Genomic DNA, 18040 nt, shown 5'->3' on the forward strand with positions numbered 1-18040 from the left:
CTAAGATGAAAATTTGGGGTGCGCGAAAATGCAGATTGGATGAACTTCCGTTACCGGATAGGGTTCGCGGGGGATGCTAGCGTGCTCAGTTCGTGCACGCCCCGTGCAACTCAAGCACGAACTCCGATTCGCCCCAGCGCCGGTCTTTGGGGAACGATCTCTTAATCAGGCTCGGACACGGCCGCGAGTAAATAACACCCGAACAGTCCGCACGAGCGAATTTGACCCCCCACAACTCACCGCCCGGATCCACAACTGCCACGTCGTTAACCGGGCTGGTGACGGAAAAACCGAGGCGCTGAAGCTTCAGAGGCAGGTCCGTTCTCGCGAATTCGACGTCATCAAATGGAACTCGATGGTGGAAGACGTACGAATGGTCGGCAAAAAACTGGACCGGTGCGTCCTCTCCATAGTTGCTGTGGGAGTTGCGATTCACGTCCATGCCGACATACACGAATCCTTCGAAAACCGTTACGAACCCGCCATCTGCGGGAACTGTATGGACTCTGCAGGAACATTGCAGCAAAACCCCGCAAACGATCAGCACAACTAGACCATGCGTTTTTTTCATGTACCAACATCCATTGCCGGCCCTCACCCTAGCGACTATTGCCTTAGGCGAATAGCTGGGCAGCGGGGTCTACGAGATGTATCTGACCAGTTCAACAGCTCCCACCACGGCCAACAGGATTGCCCCAAACCAGATCAGAAACTGCGAACCGGCTAACAGGCCAAAAGTTACGAACACGACCGCGAGGATTGCGGCCACTTTGCTTGAAAAACGTTTGTCGCCTCTCAATGACAAAATCGGCCCTCGTCGATCACTGCACGTAGGCTTGGGGAACCTTGCCCGAAAGGTCCACGTCCCGAAACGACGTCGTCTTCCCACGAGCCATTACGTCAACATTCCAGTTTCCGGACGCCTCGGGGTGGAAGACGATCTCGCTCAATCCGCGTACTCGGCATTCGACCAGCTTCGTGCTGCCTTTCTTAAACCGGGCAACGAGCCAACCCGTTCCAAGGTTGTACAGACGATAAGTCCAGTAGCCCCTCCAGAAGTTTCCCGTCGAGAATTCGAGAACGTCAGGCTCGGAGCGCCTTGCGACTCGCTGAATCAGAGCGTCCACCTGCTCGCGTTCTTCACGCCAGGAATCTCCGTTGACCACCGCATAACGATGAGCCGTAACGACGATCGCACAGCCCCAATACAAAAACATCAGGCTCAGACCGCTGCCGTAGAACCAATCCATCGGCCTCTTGTGCGCTTCCTGATACTGCCACAGAATCCCACTTGCTCCGAACACCAGGCACAGCGCTGCCACGACATAAAGTTTGTACCGCCACTCTGTCCAAAGGGCGACCAATGCGAGCAAAGCGGAAGCGGACACTATGCCTATCAAAACGGTCTCGAGACGCGATGCCTCACTGGAGACAGTAAGCAGAATGCAGATTGGCACCACAAAGAGCAATGGGGTACGCGCTCGCGAAAGCCACGACACAGTCGACAATACTTTGGCTACTGCGTCCAGCCGCTCAACGCGCAGATTCTGTTTCTCAAGCTCCATCTCGACCAGCACTCTACGTCATTTCAAATCGAAGTTCCACGTCTGTTAACGGGTCGATCCTCGTCGCATCGCAAATTGGAACTGCCGATCCATCCGCTCTACAACTCCCCCGCCTTAGCCTTCCCCGCAATCCGTTCTGCCGCCCGATAAGCCAGCGCCTGGATCGTCGCCGTTGGTTGCTGTCGTCCTGAGGTCACGAAGTTGCTTCCGTCCACGATGAACAGGTTCGGCACATCGTGGGCGTGGCCGAAGGGATCCACGACTGATTTTTTCGGGTCGCGTCCCATGCGGCAAGTTCCAATCAGGTGCCGAGACGGCATCAGGTTCGGCTGCGCCGGTTCCACCGGGAACGACCATACTTTCTGTGCTCCCGCTACCTGCAAAATCTCGCGTTCCCTTTCGACGAGCCACTTCATGTTCGCGATATCATCCGGATGCCAGTCGAAGGTGATGCGCACCGCCGGCAATCCCCATGCATCTTTCATCTGCGGGTCGAGCGAGACACTGTTCGTTTCGCGCGGCAGCGAAGTGGCATGCGCGAGCAGAGTCATGGTACGCGTGAAGTACTTGCCAACCGTTTTCTTGAATTCCAGTCCCCAGGTCGGAGCATCGTCCGGCAGCCCGGTAAGCGCGAAGGTGATGGGATAGAAATCGAAGCGCGCGTCGATGCCTCCGCCGCCGTAAAAGCCTCGCTTTCGATCGGCATCGTAGTAATCGTGAATCACGCGCGTGACCTGCACGCTCTTGAATTCGTTCAGCGGGTGTTCAAACAGCCCGCTCGATTCCGTGCCGTTGTCCCACATCAGGTTCTTGCCCACCAGCCCGCTTGAATTCGCGAGCCCCTGCGGGAACCGGTTCGACTTCGACATCAGCAGCAGCTTCGCCGACTCCACACCGTTGGCGCAAAGCACCACCGCCTTGGCGCGCTGCAGCACCTCTTGCTTCTGCGCGTCGAAATAGATCACCCCGGTTACGCGGCCGGAGGCGTCGGTTTCCAACTTGCGCACGTAGGAATTGGGGCGGATCTCGCAGCGTCCGCTCTTCTCCGCAATCGGAATGACGCTGACCAGCGTGCTCGACTTCGCTTTCATCTCGCAGCCAAAGAGTTCACACATGCCGCAGTGCACGCACGCGCCGCTTCCGCGATACGGCTGCGAGAGTACCGCCACCGGCGCAGGATACGGATGCAGCCCCATCTTCTTCGTCGCCCGCTCGAACAGCACACCCGAGGACTTGACCGGCATCGGCGGCAGCGGATACGGCTTCGACCGCGGCGCCTCGAACGGGTTCGCCCCACCCAGGCCCGAGATGCCCAGCTCCTCTTCCGCCTTGGTGTAATAGGGTTCCAGGTCGCCGTAGCGAATCGGCCAGTCGTCGAACGTCGAGCCTTGCACCTCGCCCCAAAGACTGCGCTCGTGGAAATCGCTCTCATGCAGACGCCAGTAATTCGCCGTGAAGTGTACCGACCCGCCGCCCACCTGCCGCCCGTATTCAATGGCCTTGAACGGCTTCGCAACCTCGGCTTCGGTCTTGCGATAGGTGATGGGCTGGATCTTCGTATCGTTGGTCAGTTTCTTCTGGATGGCGAACTTGATCTCGTCGTGTCCGAAGTCCTCCTCGCTCAGATACGGCCCCTGCTCCAGCACCACCAGGCTGAAGCCCGCGACGGCCAGCTCCTTCGCCATAACACCGCCGGCCGCTCCCGCGCCTACCACGATGAAGTCAACGGTTTCAGAGTTTCGAAACTGTGGTCCCTTCACTTGGCCTCCGCGTCGTAATAGCCGAATGGAGGTTCGAAGAATCCAGCGTCATCGAAACCGATGTATTTCCACCCCACGCTCTTCCGGTTCCCACCGTATTCCGGGCTTCCGAGCCACGCCATCACGGTGAGCGTCTTGAGCAGTCCGAAGAAGTCAGTCTTCTCGATCGCACGCAGCAGTTGCAGCTGTTGCTCTTTCGTCAGTGCAGCAAACGACGTTGAACCGGGAAACATCTGTAGCCGCCGTTTGGATAGCTCCGCCATTCCCGAGCGAAAATCCGTCGCCTGACCGGCAGCGAAAGTCGTAAGCGCGCGGTCGAAGAAATACACCGCTCCCGCTTCGGTCGCCCCCGGGCCATCGTCTGAGGGAACGATCTGCGCCGCGATGGCGGTCACATCACCAGCTGTCGCGGCATCAAGGAAACCGAGCGAGGCAGATTCAGGGTTCGCAACCGCAAGGTGCGCATGTTGCTGCGCGGACGCGACCGCCGCCCACCCCGCCACGCTAAGGGAGCCCAGTAGCCATTCACGGCGAGTGATTGTCATCGGAGTCCCCGCATCTTGCCCGACGGGCGCGCGACTATGCAACCAAAATATCTCTTACTCTCCCCCTTCAATACGTAAGTTCAATAGACACTGCCACGATCTCAGCTACCCTAAGCGCAGGGGTTGCCATGCCTTCTCTCATCTCCGTCAATGTCGGACTTCCGCGCGATGTCGAGTGGCAGGGCAACATCGTCCATACCGCGATCTGGAAGAAGCCGGTATCCGGCAAGGTGCTGGCGCGCCGTCTCAACCTCGCGGGCGACGGCCAAGGCGATCTCGCCGGCCATGGAGGTGAGCATCGCGCCGTCATGGTCTACCAGCTCGACTCCTATCGCTACTGGCAGGAGCAACTTCACCGCGACGCCTTCGAGTACGGCCAGTTCGGCGAGAACTTCACCGTCGATGGCCTGCCCGACACCGAGGTCTGCATAGGCGACCGCTATCGCATCGGCTCCGCGCTCTTCGAAGTCACTCAGCCGCGCGTCACCTGCTATCGAGTCGGCATACGCATGAACGAGCCGCAGATGGCGGCACTCCTCGTCTCCCACAAGCGTCCCGGCTTCTACCTGCGCGTGATCGAAGAAGGCGAAGTCTCCGCTGGCGATGCGATCGTCAAAGTCGCCGACGGCCCCGAGCACGTCACTGTTGCCGACATCGATGCCCTGCTCTATCTCCCGGGCCACTCGCGTGAAGTGTTGAAACGCGCACTACAGGTACCTGCGCTCAGCAATGGCTGGAAGTCATCGCTCGAAGCGATGCTGAACTCAGACCAGCCGAATGGAAGCGCCGGCCTGATAACGGTTGCGCCGCCTCCGGCGTGGCGGGGCTTTCGTCCCCTGCGCGTCGCGGAGGTCCATCGCGAAACCGCCGACGTCCTCTCCTTCGTTCTCGCATCGCCCGATGGAGAGCCCTTGCCAGTGCCCCTCGCGGGCCAATTCCTTATTTTCAAACTTGAGCCGGGAGCGCATTCCGCGCCCATCCTCCGCAACTATTCCATCTCCAGCGCAAATGGCGAGGGCACGTATCGAGTCAGCGTCAAACGCGATTCGGGCGACGGCAGCCGCTACTTCCACGACCACATTCACGCCGGCGATGTCATCCAGGTCGGCGCTCCTCGCGGCACCTTCACCCTCGCGCACGATGAGAAACCCATCGTCCTGTTAAGCGCAGGCATCGGCGCCACCCCAGTACTCTCCATGCTCTACTCCCTCGTAGCCACCGATACCGCGCGGGAAATCTGGTGGTGTTATGGCGCGCGCAATAGCCAGGAGCATCCCTTCGCCTCGGAAGTTCACGCACTCTTAAGCAAGCTGCCGAACAGCCACTCCATCGTTGCCTACAGCAAGCCCCTCGAAACCGACCGCCCCGGCACCGACTACAACGATCACGGCCATCTCGATCGTTCGCTATTGGAAGCGCATCACGTCCCCAAACTCGCGGATTTCTATCTCTGTGGTCCATCCGCTTTCATGGCGCAGATCACCGCAACCCTCCAGGCCTGGGGAGTGCCCTCCGACTGCATTCATTCGGAGATCTTTGGCACCGTGGGCGCCATCACTCCCGGCATCGCCGCCACCACGCTGCCGCCGCCGCATCCACCATCTGGCGCCATCGGAACAGGCCACATCGTCGCGTTCACGCGCAGCGGACTCACCGTTCCGTGGAACGAAAAATACAAAAGCCTTCTTGAATTCGCCGAAGCCTGCGCGGTTCCCGTTCGCTGGTCGTGCCGCACCGGCGTCTGCCACATGTGCGAGTCCGGCCTCATCGCCGGAACCGTGAAGTACGCACCCGACCCTCTCGATCCTCCCGCGGATGGCAACATCCTGCTCTGCTGCTCCACACCACTCTCAGAAATCGAACTCGATCTCTGACCCGCCCGTCATCCGCGCAACCCAAGGAGCTTTTATGATCGCCCCTGATTTCCAGAACACCAGAATTCCGCTCCACCACGGCGCCGGACATATCCCGGCACTCGGCTTCGGCACCCTGATCGCCGACCCAGCACTGACCATCACAGCCACGCGAGACGCGCTCGCCGCCGGCTTCCGCCACTTCGATTGTGCGGAACGCTACCGCAACGAGCGTGAAGTCGGCGAAGCCTTACGTGCAGGACGCGCCGCCGGAAACATTGCTCGCGAGGAAATCTTCGTCACCACCAAGCTGTGGAACACCAACCATCGACCCGAGCGCGTCGAACCAGCGTTCGAAGCAAGCCTCGACCGCCTCGGGCTCGACTACCTTGATCTTTATCTCATCCACACGCCGTTTGCCTTCCAACCCGGAGACGAGCAGGATCCGCGCGATCAAAATGGCAGCGTGATTTACGACGAAGGCGTAACCCTGCGCGAAACCTGGAGTGCACTCGAAAACCTCGTAGACCGCGGCCGCTGTCGCGCCATCGGACTCTCTGACATCTCGATGGACCGCCTCGCGCCCATCTACGAAGCGGCGCGCATCAAGCCCGCCGTGGTGCAGGTCGAATCGCACCCGTATCTACCGGAAACCGAACTGCTGGAATTCTGCAAGCGGAACGGCATCGTCCTGCTCGCCTTCGCCCCACTCGGTCACGGAATGCGCCCGGGGCTGCTCGAAGATCCCGTGATCACATCCGTCTCCGAACGCGTGGGGAAAACCGCGGCGCAAGTGCTCCTCTCATGGGCGGTGCAGCGCGGAACTGCATTACTCACCACACCCAGATCCGCAGCGCGCGCAAAAGAAAACTTCGACATCTCCCCGCTACCCGAGGAAGCCTTCAACGAGATCAATCGCATTCAAACCCGGCAGAGGCTGAACCCGGTGGTGAGCACCGGCGTGCCCGGTTTCATTCCCCGACCGGAGTCGGCATGAACTGCTAGCCTACTTCTCCACAAACACCAATTGCCCATGCTCCACCCGCATGTCCGCAATAAACTCCGGCAACTTAAGTCTTTCTTTCTGTTGCGGCTCCGCCAGTCTCTGCTGCAACCGCGGGTTAATCATCGACACCGGCACATCCAGGTTTCCGATCTTGGCGCTGGTCAGCTCGAGGTTCGCGTAGCCATCTTTCGCTGAGAGGTGCGCCTTCATCGTGATGTAAATGTCTTTCCCATAGCGCGGCACGATGAACTGCCCCACCGCCTCATCGCCAATAAAATTCACGCCGACGATTTTGACCTCCGCATCCTCGGCGCGCCCGGTGCCCATCACGGTCTCGGCGTTGGCGGTCATGTCCTGAATGCCGGCGTTCACCTCTTCGGCCGTGAAGCTCTCAGTCTGCCCGTGCACACCCTCTTGCTTGGCTGCTTCCAGGTGTTCGAGTTTCTGCTCGAACTGGCCGGCCAGTTGTTTCTGCAATCCACCGCCAATTCGTGGCGATGGCCGTTTTGGGGTGCTCAGCATTAGCACCATTACCAGCACCAGTCCCACCAGGATGAACCACCGCGTCACGTTCCAGAATTTTTTCATCCCCTACCTTCGTATTGGGTCAGACATCCGGCAGCCACTTACGCCAATCTAACCAATTGCCGTCCCATGCTGTCGGGCGGACTTCCCTTGCCTACAGAGGTCCCATGCCGCACTTTGTCAAAGACGTTGAAGAAATCCGCCGTCGGGCCGCGCAGAAAATCGAAGATGGAGCGGTCACCGATGAATACAAGCTCGACAAGGACAAAACCGTCGAGATCCTGAACGAAGCGCTCGCTACCGAAATCGTCTGCGTTTTGCGCTATATGCACCACTACTTTATGGCCACCGGTGTGCACGGCAAAGCAGTTTCTGAGGAATTCAAAGAGCACGCCGACGAGGAGCGCGAACACGCCGACATGATCGCCGAACGTATCCAGCAGCTCGGCGGCAAGCCCGATTACAACCCCAAGACCCTGCTCGAGCGCTCCGTCTCCCACTACGTGGAAGGCGAAACCCTCGAAGATATGATCAAGGAAGACCTCATCGCCGAGCGCGTCGTCATTGACGTCTATCAGCGCATGATCGAATACTTCGGCGAGAAAGACCCGACCACCCGCCGCATGATTGAAGAGATCAAGGCCAAAGAAGAAGAGCACGCCAGCGATCTTTCCGATCTGATGTTCATCGTCAACCCGGAAACCGGCGAAGACGAAGGCGAAGATCCCGGCGTCAATCCGCTCCAAAAAGAAGCCGCGACCAAAGCCAATAACGCCGCGGCGAAAGACAACAAGCCCGAAAAAGAGGATACGAAAAAAGCGCCGGAGCCTTTCTCCGGCCGCGGTACCGTCATCGAACCCGCTGCGATTCGGGCCGGCGCGACCAAACCCAATACCTCATCCAAACCCAACGGCAAAAACCGCAAAGGCAAAGTCGCGTAACTTCGCGGTCCAAGAATCAAAGGGCGGCCTCATCGGCCGCCTTTTTCTTGAAGCCGCACGCTTTCTCTACCCGCTCCCAATCGCTACAATCGCTCACCGTGAAGGTGGGCCAAATATTTCCGCGTTCTCAGGCGGCGCTACTCTTCCTCGTCGTCCTTCTCGTTGCGTCTTCCGTCGCCCAGTCCCCCTGCGCCAAGTGCCACGCCGACATCGTCCGCTCCTACAGCACCACTGCCATGGCCAATGCCAGCGGCCCGGCCTCGCTGAATCCGCTCACCGGCGCATTCCATCACGAACCGTCCGACGTAAATTACAAAATCGAATTGCGCGATGGCCATCTCTTCCTCACCTACGCACGCACCAACGATGTCCACGGCCAGCGCGAGTTGCTCTACTACATCGGCCAGGGCCGCCGCGGACGCACCTATCTCTTCGCCGATGACGGCTTCCTCTTCGAATCTCCCGTCAACTGGTACGCCGACGAAAAGAAGTGGGACGTCGCCCCCGGCTACACCGCGTCGCGCGAAATCCCCATGAACCTCCCCGCGCTGCCGAGTTGTCTCGAGTGCCACACCAGCAACTTCCGCCCGCCCATCGCCGGCACCGAGAACCGCTACACGCTCCCGGTCTTCACCGCGACCGGGATCACCTGCGAGCGCTGCCACGGCCCGTCTGACGCACACGCGAACGGCAAGGGTGCGATCCTAAATCCCGCCAAACTTCCCGCCGATCGACGCGACCAGATCTGCATGCAATGCCATCTCGAAGGCGACGCCGCCATCGAGCGACCCGGCAAACATCTCTACGACTTCCGGCCCGGCGACGACCTTTCCCAATTCGTCCGCTACTACGTTATGGCTGATGAGCACGGCTCTTCCCTGCGCGCCGCCAGCCAATTCGAAGCCCTCGCGCAAAGCACATGCAAAAAGAAATCGGGCGACAAGCTCTGGTGCGGAACCTGCCACGATCCGCACCGAACCATCGCCCCCGAAGAACGCGTCTCGTTCTACCGCTCAAAATGTCTGAGCTGTCATAGTGCAGAATTTAGTGCCAAGCACCACACTGAGAATCCCGACTGCACCGCCTGCCACATGCCCGCGTCGCAGAGCAAAGACGTCGCCCACACCGAGGTCACAGACCACCGCATCCTGCGCCGTCCCGCAGCGCCGCCGGCGCCGCCAACTTCGCTTCCGAAACTCGTTCCGTTCCCCTACTCCGCGGAAGCCGACAACGATGCTCGCGACAAAGGCCTCGCGTGGCAGGCGATCGTCAACTCCGGCATGACCGACGCGCAGCCCGAAGCCGAACGCTGGCTCCGCAAAGCATCGGAATACGACAAGAACGATCCCGCCGTCCTCTCCGCGCTCGCCTTCCTCTCCCAGAAGCGTGGCGACACCGAGACTGCCCGCGCCCTCTACACCAGCGCGCTCTCGTTGAACCCGAGTGAACTCGACGCCGAAAACAATCTCGCCATCCTCGAAGCCCGCGCTGGCCACACCCGCCGCGCCGTCGAACTCTGGGAAGACGCCTTCCGCCGCGCCCCCGGCCACAGCGGCATCGGCATGAACCTGGCGCTAGCCTTCTGCAGCACAGGCCAATACGACGCAGCGCGTCAGTTCACCACACGTGTTTTGGAATTCAATCCAGACCTGCCGGCAGCCAGGCACCTGTTGAGTGGCCTCAACGCCTCGCCGCCAAAATGTGCTCCGTGAAACGGCCTACTTCGCCGCTTCTGTCTTCTCCACAAACGACACCCGCTTCACCAGCGCGCGCACATACTTCTGCTCGCCGTCGCTGCCCCGCACCACGATCTCCGATTCACTCACCGCAATCACGTCTCCGGAAATAATCGTGCCATCGCGTAACTCAACCGTGTCGTGCAGCGCTCCACCAAGTTCGAAGGAATACGTCTTCCCCGCGGCCTGGTCGGCCGCAACGCTGAGTGTCGCCGTGTCGCCTGCGAATCCATCTTTGCTGAACGCGATCGCGTGGCTCCCCACCGCGACGCTCATCGTCACCGGCGTCTTCCCCGCCGCCGTGCCATCCACGGTCAGGTTCGCCCCCGACGGGATCGTCTCAATCGTCACGCTCGTGGTCGTCGGCCCATTGAGATAAGCGAGTTCCTGCGGCAAATGGTCTGCCGCCACGGCAAACTCCACCGGCACGCCAACCACCTGGCTCGTGATCACCGATTTCACCGTCGCGCCCGGATCCACGTTGGTAAGCGTGACCCAATGCTCGGCAATCCGCGTCTTCTGTGCGTCGAGCAGATAAAGGTGAAAGGTCGCGTACGAAATCCGCGTCGCCGAAACGTTCTTCGTCACTACATCAATGTTGAAGACGTTCCGGTTGCCAAACGATCCGGCCTTATTGAACTTGCCGATCTCGAAATGCAGTACCGGCTTGTCCGCTGGCCAGTCGAGCGCCGCGTCCGCAGCAAACAAAATTGTGGAAGAAAGGGCGAGCAGGATCACCGCCGCCCATCGAAAACGAGCCATGCCGCACTTTGTACCATACCCCAAGCCCACCCCGTGAGATAACCACCAGCAGTTACCACCGTAAATGGCTGTGGAGTGCCCGTTTTAGCTTTGTATCGCCGGAAATGCTTCGTATCGCCGGAAATGCTTCATCTCGCCGGGAATGCTTCGTATCGTGGCAAGCGCCTTGTGTCGCCGAAAGTGGCCTTGTATCAGGGCATCGCTTTAGCGATGCCGAAAAGCGCCCGAAAGAAAAGGGGCTTCAGCCCCTGCGTTCATCCCCGCAAATCCCCCAACAATCCTTCAATCTCCGCCCTCACCTCGCTGCTCACCGGCAACAACGGCAGCCGCGGATTCCCCCCGTAATACCCATTGAAATCCATCCCATACTTCACGCCCGCAACGCCCAACTGTGACGCAATCCTCGTCGCCGGCCCCACGATCTTCTCTTGCGCGGCCTTCGCCTTCTCGATGTCTCCCGCACGAAACGCCTTGTGAACCTCGACGCAAGCCACCGGCGCCACGCACCCAAACGCCAGCACCGCACCCGAGGCCCCTGCCTCCAGCGACGGCAGCATCTTCTGCGCCGATCCCGCCAGGATCTGGAACCCAACCTCTTGCGTTCTCTCTTCGACGACCGTCGAGGTCCCAGCCAGCGCGCTCACCGACACGACATCGCGCCGCCCCGTACTCCGCCGCAGCGTCGCCGAAACGGTCCGTCGCACATGCGCGGTCTCCTTCGCCATCTGCGCAATCTTCTCCACCGAACCGCTCGACTCCTTGATACCAATGACGTTCGGATGGTCCGCCAATTCCTTCACCACTTCTGTCGGAATGTCGTAGCCCGTGAATGGCGGCACGCTGTAAATCAGCACCGGCAACGCCGACCGGTCGGCCACCGTGCGATAAAAATTCGCCATCACTGCCGTCGTCATCTGGCTCTTGTAGTAATGCGGCGTCCGCACCAGCGCGGCATCATAGCCAAACTCCGCCGCCGCCTCCGTCATCTCCAGCGTTCCGCGGACGCTCTCCGCGCCCGTCCCCGCAATCATGATCTTGTTCCCGCCCGCCGCCTCGATCGCGCCCAGCAAAATCTCGCGCCGCTCGCCGTCGCTCAGCATCACCACTTCGCCGGTTGATCCCAGCACGACAAAGCCGGCGATGTCGGTCAGCGAATACTTCGCGACGTTATGTTCAAGCTTGCGAAAATAAATCCGGCCATCGGGATAAAACGGAGTAGTAATCGCAGGAAATACGCCTTGCAGCAACATGACAGGCCTCACGATGCAGAGTATCTATCAGAATAGTCTGCAGACTTGCGCTCTGTCATCCTGAGCGGAGCACGCGCAGCGTGCGCAGTCGAAGGACCCCTATCGGTCTCACAAATCGCCTACGCATGTTTCTTCTTCGGCACCACCAGCGACAACGCCACCGTCACCAGCAACACTCCAATCACCACGCCCAGCGAAATCGCAATCGGGATCTCGAAGTAATGCGCGCCCAACATCTTCACGCCAATAAATATCAGCACTACGCTCAGTCCGTAGTGCAGCAGATGGAACAAATCCATCAGTCCGGCCAGCGCAAAATACATCGACCTCAGCCCGAGAATCGCGAACACATTCGACGTGAACACGATGAACGCATCGCGCGAAATTGCCAGTACTGCCGGGATCGAGTCCACTGCGAAGATCACGTCGGTGGTTTCCACCATCAGCAGTACTACCGCCAGCGGTGTGGCATAGCGAACGCCATTGCGCACCGTGAAAAACTTCTCGCCATCAAAGTCCGGCGTTACCGGAAAAACTTTGCGGAACAACTTCACGATCGCGTTCTCGTGCGGCGCGTTGTCCCCCGACTCGAACAGCAGCTTCACGCCCACATAAATCAGGAACACACCGAACACATACTCAATCCACGCAAACTTCCGGATCAGCGCCACGCCCGCAAAAATAAAAACGGCGCGCATAATCAGCGCCCCGACAATCCCCCACGTCAGCACCTTCCTCTGTAATTCACCCGGCACGTTGAACATGCGGAACAGCAGCAGGAACACAAACAAATTGTCGACGCTCAGCGACAGCTCAATCACGTATCCCGTGATGAATTGCAACGACAGCTGCCGGTTCGACAGCACCGAGTCCGCCGCCATCCGCTGCCCGTGGTGATACAGCAGCAGCGAAAACAGCCCCGCCAGCGAGATCCACACCACCGTCCACGTCATCGCCTCGCGAAAACTGATCGTGTGCTTCGTGCGCTGAAACACGCCCAAATCGAGCGCCATCATCAGCACTACAAAGAAGAGAAATCCCGCCCAAAAAAGATAGTTGGAAGGCATCGCAGCCATTGTACGGGAGACCGGTACTTGAGTATGGAGTGCCCTTGAGCCGCGGCAAACGCGCGGCCTTAACGGGACTCAAGCCCCGGTATGTGCTCCAAATGTTCTACGTCGGGCCGAAGCTGGATTTCCAAATTCTTTTCGAGATCCATCTCAGTCCAATAGACCTTGCAGTAAGGCGCAAATCCGGACGCGGTGAATAGCACCGCATAATGTCCGTCCGGCAACTTCACGGAGAACCGCCCTTCCGCGTCCGTGATGGTGCTGAACGTTCTCTCCCCATCCGCTTCATGCACCCAGATGCGAGTTTTGGCAATTGGCGCTTTCATCGGATCAGCAACCGTGCCTGCGAATGTACGAGTCGCGCGAGAATCAAGCTGGGGGTGAGCACCCGCACAATAGGTCAGCACAACGATCATCAGAACAAATAATCTTTTCCAATTTCGCATGGTCGTCCTCTGCTACCACCCCACCTGCTTCATCCTCTCCAATATCAAATCGCTGTAATCATTCATCCGCTCCGGCTTCCTACGCCGCGGCGCCGGCAAAATCGCCGCCAATCGCGCTGCCTGATCTTTCCCAATGTTGTGCGCGGAGGTTTTGTACCAGGTATGGCACGCCGCATCCGCCCCATACACTCCCGGTCCCCACTCCACCACGTTGAGATACAGCTCCAGGATCCGCTGCTTTCCCAACACGAACTCCGCCACCGGAACCAGCGTCACTTCGGCTCCCTTGCGCACGAACGACCGCTCCGTCCCGAAGAACAAATTCTTTACCAGCTGCTCCGTCAGGGTCGACGCCCCGCGAATTTTCCCACCGTCCATATCGTTTTCGTAAGCCAGTTGGATCTGGTGCCAATCGAACCCATGATGCTGATAGAAGCGAGCATCCTCCGCCGAGATCACGGCATGTTGCAGATGAGGAGAAATCTGCGCCAGCGGCACAAACTTATATTGTTTGCGATACGGCTTACTCGATGTCCACGACTGCATCCGACGCTGCGTCTGCACCGCAGTAGTTGGTGGATCCACCCAGCGCAGCAGCACCAGCGTCAAAGCCGCTCCCAGCCACAACGCGACAAGCCCCACCAAAACCCATCGCAGCGCGAACTTCAAAAAACTCATGCGCGTCAATGTCTTTTTCTTAGGTGTCTCAGCCGATCCAGCCACGTTTTGAGAATAGCAGCCTGAAGCGGGCCAATCCGAATTGGAACACCGCGCAACTACTCGCCCTTTTTCATGAGCGCCCGCTCGCCGCAGCACTACCCTGTGCCTATCTCGTCTTTGGAGGTCCACTTGACACTCCTTCGCTGTGCTCTCATACTTTTCTCGTTTCTCACTTCTCTCCACGCCATCACCAACGCCCCCGCGATTCTCACCAGCCCCACTCCGGGCAGCACTCTCTCCGGCACCAGTGCGACTTTCGTTTGGACCACTGGAACCGGCGTCACTGAATACTCGCTCTACATCGGCACCACCCCGCACGCGCACGACATTGCCTTCTTCAACCCGAAGTCCGCAAACTCGTACTCCGCGTCCAATCTCCCCTCGCACGGCGGCACGTTCTACGTCGATCTTTTCTCGCGCATCAGCAACACCTGGCAACGGCAGTCGTACACCTTCATCGCCACCGGCACCGCTGTATCCGCCACGATGAGTGCGCCAGCCACTGGCGCGACACTCGCAGGATCCGCGCAAACCTTCACGTGGTCCAGCGGCAGCGGCGTCACCAGCTACAGCCTCTACATCGGAACCACCCACGGCGCGCACGATCTCTACTTCAAGAACACCACCGCGACATCGGCGAGCGTCACCGGCCTGCCCATGGATGGTCGCCCGGTCTACGTCACGCTCTATTCGCTCATCGCGGGGGTGTGGCAGTACCACGCCTACACGTTTATCGCGTGGGCACCCGGCCTCACCAGCCCGAAGCCCGGCAGCAAGTTGGACAGCACGAGCACAACTTTCACTTGGAATCTCGGTACCGGAATCACCGACTATTCGCTCTACGTCGGCACCACGCCGCACAAGCACAACCTCGAATTCTTCACCACGAGATCGGCGAGTTCTCACACCGTCTCCGGTCTCCCGTCGAACGGCGGGACCTTCTACGTGGATTACTTCACCCGCAAAAACGGCGTTTGGAATCGGACATCGTACCAATACATCGCCAGCGGCACCCCCGGTGCTGCCACCATCCTGACGCCCACTCCCGCCTCAACTCTCGGCGGCACTTCGCAAACTTTTACCTGGAGCGCAGGCACGGGGGTCACGGAGTACTCGCTCTACGTCGGCACCGCTCCGCGCACTCACGATCTCTACTTCGTCAACACGACCACCGGAAACTCGGCAACCGTCACCGGCCTGCCCAACGACGCCAGCACGCTCTACGTCACTCTCTATTCGCTTGTCGATGGTGTCTGGCGAGCCAACGCATATACCTACACCGCGTGGTCGCTCACTGTTAAGTCCATCGAGGTAACCGGGCTCAGCTCCGAAGTCGCCATGGACGGCACTTTACAACTGACGGCCACTGCAACGTATTCAGACGGCAGCACCAAGAACATCACCGACACCGCATGGTGGAGTTCTACTGGCGAGGAATTTGCCACCGTCTTGAACGGTGGCCCAAACTCCGGTCTTGTAACGGGAATTTACCTCGGTGCCGCAAACATTCACGCCTCAGTCGGCGCTGTTGCTAGCCCCTCGTTCACGGTTACCGTCACTGGCGATCTGCCCGGGCAGTGGACGTGGATCACTGGCAGCAATGAAAAAGATCGGCCTGGCGTTTACGGAACTCTCGGCGTCGCTTCCGCCGGCAACTCTCCGGGGGCTCGACAGGGCGCCGGCATGTGGAGAGACAAGTTCGGCAAGCTCTGGATATTCGGAGGGTGGGGCACAGGCGAAATCCTCGACATCTTTCTGATCAACGACCTTTGGTCATTCGATCCGGCCACCAAGTTGTGGACCTGGATGAGTGGCAGCAAATCCGTCAACCATCTGGGTATCTACGGAACCAAGGGTGTGCCCGCCACTGAGAACACTCCCGGCTCCCGCACCCAACCGGTTACCTGGACCGACGACAAGGGGAACTTGTGGCTCTTTGGCGGAACAGGGAATGACAGCCATGGGGGCGCTACCCTCAACGATCTCTGGAAATACGACCCAGCAACCCATCAATGGACGTGGATGAGCGGCAGCAGTGACGGCAATCAGCCCGGTGTTTATGGTACGAAGGGCGTGCCCGCCGCCGCGAACCATCCCGGCGCTCGCTTGCTCTCCGCCGGTTGGACCGACTCAGGTGGCAAGCTCTGGCTCTTCGGCGGATTCAGCTTCGCCGACGGAAAACTCAACGATCTCTGGATGTTCGACCCTACGACCACGCAGTGGACGTGGGTCAGTGGCAGCAGCGGGGTCAACGACCCTGGCGTATATGGCACCCTTGGTGTTCCTGACGCGGCGAATGTTCCACCAGCTAGGGCTGCGTTCCCCGGTTGGATCGACAACGCGGGACGATTCTGGATCTTCGGCGGTATGACCCAATCCGGCCAGTCCGACATCTACATCAATGACCTCTGGCGTTTCGACCCCAGCACGAAAATGTGGACGTGGATGAGCGGAGGCAACTCTCAAGTCGCAGGTATTTACGGCACCTTGGGAATCCCTGATGCCGCCAACGTTCCAGGCGCGCGCGCTTATGACGTCGGCTGGACCGATAAGAATGGGAAACTCTGGCTCTTCGGCGGAAGCGGCGTCGACTCCACCGGGAGTTCGGCCTTCCTCGATGACCTCTGGCAATGGGATCCTGCAACCAGCAAATGGACGTGGATGAGCGGATGGAAGACGATTCGTCATCCCGGCGTATGGGGAACTAAAGGCGTGACTGCCCCTACGAACGTCCCTGACACACGCAGTGGGGCATCCGGAGTCGCCGACGCAACCGGAAAACTCTGGCTCTTCGGCGGGTGGGGCTGGGATTTCGAAATGGACATGACGCCGGGACAACACAACGACCTGTGGAACTATCAACTAATTCCACCATCCATGCCTGAGCATCAGACCGAGCATTAGCCCGGGGCAAAAACACCGGGTGCCCCCATTTCTCGCGTTTTTCGAGAAGTGGGGCTTTTATTTCGCCGCCGGTCGACTCGCCGGCGGCACAATCCCATTCATCCGCAAATACTCGACGAGTTGCCCGTAGTGATCCGCCAGATGCCACACGGCCAAATACGTCATCCCGAGTCGCGAATTCGGCCCGCCGTAAGGCCCATCGATGGGCTCCATCATGTTCTTCTCGGTCGTCGCGTTGATCTCGTCGTTCAACATCGCGAACGAATCCCGCAGATACTTCATGATCTCCGCTTTCGACTTCGCCGGATTCGGGCCGCCCTTCTCGCAACCCTCCGGAGGCGTCGCCCCGCGCATCTCTTTCGCGAAGGCAACATTCGCGCAAGCCACGTGCTTCACCTGCTCCGCGAACGTCCGCACATCTTTGAACCCCGCACCCGTTGGCTTGAAGTTCCACTTCGCCTCCGGCATAGCATCGGCAAGACTAACGAAATCCCGTTCCTCGTCTGCCCACATGGAGTTAATCGATTCCGCAACCGTCGCCGGACGCTTCTCCCCTTGCGCCGCGCAAACCACCGCCATCGCGAGCCAAACCACAACTCCACACGCGATCTTCATCCCACTTCTCCCCACATCATCAGGTAGATCATCGGGTGGATCATCGGGTGGATCATCGGGTGCCCCGCGTCTCGCGGTTTTCGAGACGTGGGATTCACGAATCTCGCCCCCCCATATAGCCGACCAACTTGGGATTTACGAATCTCGACCCCACACTAAAGCAAGGCCGAAGGCCGACCAACTTGGGATTCACGAATCTCGACCCCCGACATACAGCAAGGCCGGAGGCCGACCATGCTTCTAAGCACGACGCGACAGCGTCGTGAAAGCGTCCGGAATATTCTCCAAGCCTCTTCAGAGGCGGCGCGGCCGTTGCTCGCGATGCGCCAGCTTCGCGAGACA

16 protein-coding genes are annotated in these 18040 nt (G+C 59.5%); 5 read left to right on the plus strand and 11 right to left on the minus strand.

Annotated elements, in window-relative coordinates; all coding sequences use genetic code 11:
* Positions 1-85 precede the first annotated feature (85 nt).
* The 4 genes from ACID345_RS13690 to ACID345_RS25580 all read right to left on the minus strand — a co-directional run bounded on the left by ACID345_RS13690 (position 86) and on the right by ACID345_RS25580 (position 3870).
* Entirely contained in the window at positions 86-571 is a 486-nt protein-coding gene (locus ACID345_RS13690) for a hypothetical protein (protein WP_041855706.1), read from the minus strand.
* A 250-nt stretch (positions 572-821) separates the two neighbouring features.
* Entirely contained in the window at positions 822-1388 is a 567-nt protein-coding gene (locus tag ACID345_RS13695) for a hypothetical protein (protein ID WP_148210116.1), read from the minus strand.
* A gap of 275 nt (positions 1389-1663) precedes the next feature.
* Positions 1664-3325 (minus strand): GMC family oxidoreductase, encoded by a 1662-nt coding sequence (locus ACID345_RS13700; protein WP_011523460.1) that lies wholly within the window; start codon positions 3323-3325, stop codon positions 1664-1666.
* Positions 3322-3870: a gluconate 2-dehydrogenase subunit 3 family protein gene (locus ACID345_RS25580; protein ID WP_011523461.1), complete on the minus strand. Its 549-nt coding sequence runs from the start codon at positions 3868-3870 to the stop codon at positions 3322-3324. The genes ACID345_RS13700 and ACID345_RS25580 overlap by 4 nt, the downstream gene beginning before the upstream one ends.
* A gap of 128 nt (positions 3871-3998) precedes the next feature.
* Here ACID345_RS25580 and ACID345_RS13710 point away from each other — a divergent pair, with 128 nt between their 5' ends.
* Both ACID345_RS13710 and ACID345_RS13715 read left to right on the plus strand, forming a co-directional pair.
* Positions 3999-5744: an MOSC and FAD-binding oxidoreductase domain-containing protein gene (locus ACID345_RS13710; protein ID WP_011523462.1), complete on the plus strand. Its 1746-nt coding sequence runs from the start codon at positions 3999-4001 to the stop codon at positions 5742-5744.
* A gap of 34 nt (positions 5745-5778) precedes the next feature.
* Positions 5779-6720 (plus strand): aldo/keto reductase, encoded by a 942-nt coding sequence (locus ACID345_RS13715; protein ID WP_011523463.1) that lies wholly within the window; start codon positions 5779-5781, stop codon positions 6718-6720.
* A gap of 9 nt (positions 6721-6729) precedes the next feature.
* On the opposite strand, the gene ACID345_RS13720 is transcribed toward ACID345_RS13715, so the two are convergent.
* Positions 6730-7317 carry a hypothetical protein gene (locus ACID345_RS13720; protein ID WP_011523464.1) on the minus strand — a complete coding sequence of 196 codons (588 nt, stop codon included), beginning with the start codon at positions 7315-7317 and terminating at the stop codon, positions 6730-6732.
* Positions 7318-7421: 104 nt separating this feature from the next.
* On the opposite strand from ACID345_RS13720, the gene ACID345_RS13725 reads away from it, so the two are divergent.
* Both ACID345_RS13725 and ACID345_RS13730 read left to right on the plus strand, forming a co-directional pair.
* On the plus strand, positions 7422-8195 hold the full coding sequence (locus ACID345_RS13725; protein WP_011523465.1) for a ferritin-like domain-containing protein: 774 nt from the start codon (positions 7422-7424) through the stop codon (positions 8193-8195).
* 47 nt (positions 8196-8242) lie between these two features.
* The gene (locus tag ACID345_RS13730) at positions 8243-9907 is read left to right on the plus strand and encodes a tetratricopeptide repeat protein (protein ID WP_041855708.1); all 1665 of its coding nucleotides are present in this window, start codon (positions 8243-8245) and stop codon (positions 9905-9907) included.
* A 6-nt stretch (positions 9908-9913) separates the two neighbouring features.
* Here the strand turns inward: ACID345_RS13730 and ACID345_RS13735 are convergent, their stop codons facing one another.
* The 5 genes from ACID345_RS13735 to mtgA form a co-directional block, all read right to left on the minus strand.
* Positions 9914-10693 carry a PEGA domain-containing protein gene (locus ACID345_RS13735; RefSeq protein ID WP_041855709.1) on the minus strand — a complete coding sequence of 260 codons (780 nt, stop codon included), beginning with the start codon at positions 10691-10693 and terminating at the stop codon, positions 9914-9916.
* A gap of 254 nt (positions 10694-10947) precedes the next feature.
* Positions 10948-11943: a dihydrodipicolinate synthase family protein gene (locus tag ACID345_RS13740; protein ID WP_011523468.1), complete on the minus strand. Its 996-nt coding sequence runs from the start codon at positions 11941-11943 to the stop codon at positions 10948-10950.
* Positions 11944-12062: 119 nt separating this feature from the next.
* Positions 12063-13010 (minus strand): TerC family protein, encoded by a 948-nt coding sequence (locus tag ACID345_RS13745; protein WP_041856696.1) that lies wholly within the window; start codon positions 13008-13010, stop codon positions 12063-12065.
* Positions 13011-13078: 68 nt separating this feature from the next.
* Positions 13079-13459: a carboxypeptidase-like regulatory domain-containing protein gene (locus ACID345_RS13750; protein ID WP_011523470.1), complete on the minus strand. Its 381-nt coding sequence runs from the start codon at positions 13457-13459 to the stop codon at positions 13079-13081.
* 12 nt (positions 13460-13471) lie between these two features.
* The gene (mtgA, locus tag ACID345_RS13755) at positions 13472-14137 is read right to left on the minus strand and encodes a monofunctional biosynthetic peptidoglycan transglycosylase (protein WP_011523471.1); all 666 of its coding nucleotides are present in this window, start codon (positions 14135-14137) and stop codon (positions 13472-13474) included.
* A gap of 171 nt (positions 14138-14308) precedes the next feature.
* Between mtgA and ACID345_RS25585 the strand changes: the two genes are divergently transcribed.
* On the plus strand, positions 14309-17083 hold the full coding sequence (locus tag ACID345_RS25585; protein WP_011523472.1) for a kelch repeat-containing protein: 2775 nt from the start codon (positions 14309-14311) through the stop codon (positions 17081-17083).
* A 57-nt stretch (positions 17084-17140) separates the two neighbouring features.
* Here ACID345_RS25585 and ACID345_RS13765 read toward each other — a convergent pair whose 3' ends face one another.
* Positions 17141-17698: a DinB family protein gene (locus ACID345_RS13765; protein ID WP_011523473.1), complete on the minus strand. Its 558-nt coding sequence runs from the start codon at positions 17696-17698 to the stop codon at positions 17141-17143.
* Positions 17699-18040 lie beyond the last annotated feature (342 nt).

It is taken from the genome of Candidatus Koribacter versatilis Ellin345 (assembly GCF_000014005.1).
In the GTDB taxonomy this organism is placed as follows: domain Bacteria; phylum Acidobacteriota; class Terriglobia; order Terriglobales; family Acidobacteriaceae; genus Korobacter; species Korobacter versatilis_A.

What these genes read in the sequence shown, in the direction of transcription:
- ACID345_RS13740 (WP_011523468.1), bottom strand. Translation starts at nt 11,943, where the DNA reads ATGTTGCTGCAAGGCGTATTTCCTGCGATTACTACTCCGTTTTATCCC.
- mtgA (WP_011523471.1), bottom strand. Translation starts at nt 14,137, where the DNA reads ATGAGTTTTTTGAAGTTCGCGCTGCGATGGGTTTTGGTGGGGCTTGTC.
- ACID345_RS13725 (WP_011523465.1), top strand. Translation starts at nt 7,422, where the DNA reads ATGCCGCACTTTGTCAAAGACGTTGAAGAAATCCGCCGTCGGGCCGCG.
- ACID345_RS13735 (WP_041855709.1), bottom strand. Translation starts at nt 10,693, where the DNA reads ATGGCTCGTTTTCGATGGGCGGCGGTGATCCTGCTCGCCCTTTCTTCC.
- ACID345_RS13715 (WP_011523463.1), top strand. Translation starts at nt 5,779, where the DNA reads ATGATCGCCCCTGATTTCCAGAACACCAGAATTCCGCTCCACCACGGC.
- ACID345_RS13710 (WP_011523462.1), top strand. Translation starts at nt 3,999, where the DNA reads ATGCCTTCTCTCATCTCCGTCAATGTCGGACTTCCGCGCGATGTCGAG.
- ACID345_RS13750 (WP_011523470.1), bottom strand. Translation starts at nt 13,459, where the DNA reads ATGCGAAATTGGAAAAGATTATTTGTTCTGATGATCGTTGTGCTGACC.
- ACID345_RS13745 (WP_041856696.1), bottom strand. Translation starts at nt 13,010, where the DNA reads ATGCCTTCCAACTATCTTTTTTGGGCGGGATTTCTCTTCTTTGTAGTG.
- ACID345_RS13765 (WP_011523473.1), bottom strand. Translation starts at nt 17,698, where the DNA reads ATGAAGATCGCGTGTGGAGTTGTGGTTTGGCTCGCGATGGCGGTGGTT.
- ACID345_RS25580 (WP_011523461.1), bottom strand. Translation starts at nt 3,870, where the DNA reads ATGACAATCACTCGCCGTGAATGGCTACTGGGCTCCCTTAGCGTGGCG.
- ACID345_RS13690 (WP_041855706.1), bottom strand. Translation starts at nt 571, where the DNA reads ATGAAAAAAACGCATGGTCTAGTTGTGCTGATCGTTTGCGGGGTTTTG.
- ACID345_RS13720 (WP_011523464.1), bottom strand. Translation starts at nt 7,317, where the DNA reads ATGAAAAAATTCTGGAACGTGACGCGGTGGTTCATCCTGGTGGGACTG.